The sequence below is a fragment of the Clostridium sp. AM34-11AC genome, assembly GCF_003435375.1.
In the GTDB taxonomy this organism is placed as follows: Bacteria; Bacillota; Clostridia; order Lachnospirales; family Lachnospiraceae; genus Pilosibacter; species Pilosibacter fragilis.
Window position 1 is genome coordinate 1 of record NZ_QWGL01000072.1, and the last position, 3,634, is coordinate 3,634.

Sequence of the window (3,634 nt, forward strand, 5' to 3'; positions counted from 1 at the left end):
TTTATTCTATCATACCGTTTCCGGTTTGTCAAGAACTTTTTTTAACTTTTTGAAGGAGTTTTCCTTCATAAGTTAAAGCGCAGAAGGAGGGATTTGAACCCTCGCGCCGCTACTAACGACCTACTCCCTTTCCAGGGGAGCCCCTTCAACCACTTGGGTACTTCTGCATTGGTTGACTCACATCTTGCTTTTTTTGCAAGATCGTTATTCAGTTCTGCACCAGGAACTCATCTCTCTGGCTCCGCAGTACAGTCAGCGGAGAGAGTGGGATTCGAACCCACGCGCCCTTGCGGACAAACGGTTTTCAAGACCGCCTCGTTATGACCACTTCGATATCTCTCCAAAGCGCTCTCTCAAACGTGCTCATTAATAATACCCCACAATACCATTTTTGTCAAGCATTTTTCCAAGTTTTTTTCGTTTTTTTATTCTTTTCTAATTGTATACAAAATATGCTATTCCCATGCATTGCGATCATCAACATCTGGTATTCTCATGTCATATATCCAATAAACTCATTTCTCCTTTTGAAAAGAATTTTTTCAGAATTTTTCTAAAAGTCTAAAATTCGTAACTGTTCAGTAGGTCTGCGCACTTGCTGCGCTGACCGTAAGAAAACATAGGCTGGAGGGCAAAAATCCCATCAGAGAAGCTGATCTGGAATGGATTTTTGCGTGTAACTATGAAGGTACTGAATAGGTACTAAAATTCTTTTTATCTGTTCAGCCAGAAAGGCGTGATCTCCTTTTCCCGGAAGACCACGCCTCTCTCTGACTGCCACTGGCAGATCCATATCTTCTATTATAGAAAGAATCTATTGTACCCTATGAGCACAAAGAGCCTCCGCGATGATCATATCCTCCGGAGTTGTCACTTTGATGTTTGAATAACTTCCCTCGATAAACTTCACCTTTGTGTCCGTCATCAGTTCCACTACCATTGCATCATCCGTAATACGGCTGCGGTCTGTTCCGGGTGCAAATACCTTCTCATAGGCGCGGTAGATCAGACCGAAGCGGAATGCCTGAGGTGTCTGGATCTGCCATAAGGTACTGCGGTCCGGCGTGCTTGCAGAAAATCCCTCCGCATCCGCTGCCTTGATCGTATCCTTAACCGGCATCGATGCCACACAGGCAGAAAACTCCCGGACACCATCCACAGCTCTCGCGATGATCTCTCCGTTTACAAGCGGTCTTGCACCATCATGGATCAGAACGATACCGTCCTCTGCGAATCCTACGGTCTTTAAAGCGCAAAGTCCATTCCGGACAGAATCATACCGTTCTTTTCCTCCCGCAACGACCTGTCTCACTCTGGTAAATCCATACTGCTCCACGATATTCCTTTTACAGAATTCCACTTCGTCTGCTCCGGCCACCAGAATAATCTCATCCATCCCTGCCTTCTCAAAGGCCCGCAGGGCATGAACAACCACCGGTTCCCCCTTTAAGAGAAGATACTGCTTTGCCACCTTGCTGTGCATCCGCTTTCCATGTCCTGCTGCCAGCACGATGGCTGCTGTTTTCACCTGTTCCATTACCGCTCTCCCAGTTTTAGGTTCGGCACCGCATTGAGGTCCCAGCCTGCGCGGACTCCGTTGATATACTCATAGTATCCCGCAGCACCGATCATTGCTGCGTTGTCGGTACAGAAGATCGGTGACGGATAGTAGAATTCGATTCCGGCTTTCTCACATGCCGCCTTCATGCCTGCGCGCAGGGCAGAGTTTGACGCAACGCCGCCCGCAATGGCGAGCTTCTTGTATCCAAACTCCTTTGTTGCCGCAACGGCACGGCTCACGAGAACATCCACCACCGCGTTCTGGAAGGAAGCGCAGAGATCCGGCACACAGATCGTCTCTCCCTTCATCTCCGCCTGGTTGATATAGTTTAATACAGCGGATTTCATGCCGCTGAAGCTAAAGTCATACTGGGATCCGCCGACTTTTGCCCGCGGAAATTCCATGGCATGAGGATTTCCCTCTTTTGCCGCCTTGTCGACCTTCGGGCCGCCCGGGTAGCCAAGACCTACGGCGCGGGCAACTTTATCGAATGCCTCTCCCGCCGCGTCATCCATTGTGCGTCCGATGATCTCGAACTCACCGTAGTCCTTCACGATCACAAGATGCGTATGTCCGCCGGACACGATCTCGCAGACAAACGGCGGTTCCAGATCCGGGTGCTCGATAAAGTTTGCGGATACATGTCCCTCGATATGATGAACCGGCACCAGCGGCTTCTTTGCGGCGTAAGCGATAGCCTTTGCCGCCGCAACGCCCACGAGAAGCGCGCCCACAAGACCAGGTCCGTAGGTCACAGCGATGGCTGTGATCTCATCTAATGTCATGTGTGCTTCGTCTAAGGCAGCCTGAACCACCTGATTTACCTTCTCAATATGTTTCCTTGACGCGATCTCCGGCACAACCCCGCCGTAAAGTGTGTGGAGCGCGATCTGGGATGAGATCACGTTAGAAAGCACCTCACGGCCGTTTTTTACAACAGCGGCCGCTGTCTCATCACAGGAACTCTCGATTGCAAGTATATATACATCTTCTTCAACACTGTGTATCTTCATTTCTTAATCCTCATCAAATCCAAGTTCAGCAGACCAGCCGTCGCGGGCAGTCTTAATTTTCGGGAAGATTTCCCGGATCTCGTTTAAATATTCCTCCGGATGCATTAAGGACGGGCTGTAATGGGTCAGCCACATCTCCCGCGGATTCGCCTCTTTACCGAGCTTTGCCGCCTCCTGGAACATCATATGCTTATTCTCCCGCGCGTTGGCAATTTTTTCCTTCTCACCGTACATGCCCTCGCAGATAAAGAGGTCATTGTCCGCGGCATATTCGGCGATTGCCGGAACCGGGCGCGTGTCAGTCGTGTAGGTAACGGAAATTCCGCGGCGCTTTTCTCCCAGCACCATGTCCGGGGTCAGGATCTTACCCTCGTGCTCGATGGTCTCGCCTTTCTGCAGTCTGCTCCAGAATTTCTGCGGAATCTCCTGGGCTCTCGCCCGTTCCACATCAAATTTGCCGTTTCTCGGGATCGTAATGCGATATCCATAGCAGGTCACGCGGTGGTTTACGCGGAATGCGTCCACCACATAGGGACCCGCCTGAAATTTTTCTCTCGGCTCCGTGAGTTCTTTAAACACAAGCGGGAACGGAAGTTCCGGCGCAATGGTGCGCAGGGCACCAACGACACGTTCCAGACCTTTCGGTCCCACCAGAAGTACCGGCTCCGTGCGCTCCGCGTTTCCCATGGTCAGGAGAAACCCCGGAAGTCCGCTGATATGGTCGGCATGGTAGTGGGTGAAGCAGATCACGTCCACCGGCTTCGGGCTCCATCCCTTTTCTTTCAATGCGATCTGGGTTCCCTCGCCGCAGTCGATCAGCAGATTGCTACCATCGCAGCGCGCCATCATGGACGTTAGCCAGCGGTACGGCAGCGGCTGCATGCCGCCGGTTCCCAGTAAACAGATATCTAACATGTATTTTCCTCTGCATTCTATGATAATAAAAGTTTATATTTATCCAGTCTGCACGTATCATACCATAAAGCGGAGGTCATATGCAAGAGATGGAAGTTGATTCCTCACGACAAACGCATGAATGATTGTCTACCACCAATTCTGT

General features: G+C 50.6%; 3 protein-coding genes and 2 tRNA genes. All 5 read right to left on the bottom strand.

Annotation, left to right across the window (positions count from 1 at the left end):
• Positions 1 to 78: 78 nt before the first annotated feature.
• The 5 genes from DW826_RS17535 to DW826_RS17555 all read right to left on the bottom strand — a co-directional run bounded on the left by DW826_RS17535 (position 79) and on the right by DW826_RS17555 (position 3,489).
• A tRNA-Ser gene (locus DW826_RS17535) sits at positions 79 to 167 on the bottom strand.
• A gap of 89 nt (positions 168 to 256) precedes the next feature.
• Positions 257 to 342, bottom strand: a tRNA-Ser gene (locus DW826_RS17540).
• Positions 343 to 814: 472 nt separating this feature from the next.
• Positions 815 to 1,537, bottom strand: coding sequence for a 2-C-methyl-D-erythritol 4-phosphate cytidylyltransferase (ispD, locus tag DW826_RS17545; protein WP_117553322.1), 723 nt, complete (start codon positions 1,535 to 1,537; stop codon positions 815 to 817).
• Entirely contained in the window at positions 1,537 to 2,574 is a 1,038-nt protein-coding gene (gene tsaD / locus DW826_RS17550; RefSeq protein ID WP_015553888.1) for a tRNA (adenosine(37)-N6)-threonylcarbamoyltransferase complex transferase subunit TsaD, read from the bottom strand. The genes ispD and tsaD overlap by 1 nt, the downstream gene beginning before the upstream one ends.
• A gap of 3 nt (positions 2,575 to 2,577) precedes the next feature.
• Entirely contained in the window at positions 2,578 to 3,489 is a 912-nt protein-coding gene (locus DW826_RS17555) for a ribonuclease Z (protein ID WP_015553889.1), read from the bottom strand.
• Between the last annotated feature and the right edge of the window lie 145 nt (positions 3,490 to 3,634).

Bases quoted from the DNA above. Each gene is read 5' to 3' on its own strand.
- ispD (WP_117553322.1), bottom strand. From the start codon at position 1,537: ATGGAACAGGTGAAAACAGCAGCCATCGTGCTGGCAGCAGGACATGGA.
- tsaD (WP_015553888.1), bottom strand. From the start codon at position 2,574: ATGAAGATACACAGTGTTGAAGAAGATGTATATATACTTGCAATCGAG.
- DW826_RS17555 (WP_015553889.1), bottom strand. From the start codon at position 3,489: ATGTTAGATATCTGTTTACTGGGAACCGGCGGCATGCAGCCGCTGCCG.